The following is a 202-nucleotide window of genomic DNA, read 5'->3' on the forward strand; positions in this document are numbered from 1 at the left end:
CTCGTGATCGGGGCTACGGCGGTGATCCAGCAGGCCAGACGTGGACGCGGTCATCACTCGCGCTGGCTGCTGGCACTGATCAAGCGCAAGCCGCCGAAGCTTGCAGCGGGGGCGCTTGCCAACAAGGGGGCGCGCATCGCCTGGAAGCTGATGGAGAGCAATGAGAGGTACGAGGTTGCGCGGCTGGATGCCGCCGGAGCAG

1 pseudogene is annotated in these 202 nt (G+C 66.8%); it reads left to right on the forward strand.

From position 1 onward, the window contains the following. Nucleotides 1-202 (forward strand): annotated as a pseudogene (locus tag FNJ47_RS55940) (IS110 family transposase); the annotation flags it as partial.

This window comes from Bradyrhizobium uaiense (genome assembly GCF_010811875.1).
GTDB classification, from domain to species: domain Bacteria; phylum Pseudomonadota; class Alphaproteobacteria; order Rhizobiales; family Xanthobacteraceae; genus Bradyrhizobium; species Bradyrhizobium uaiense.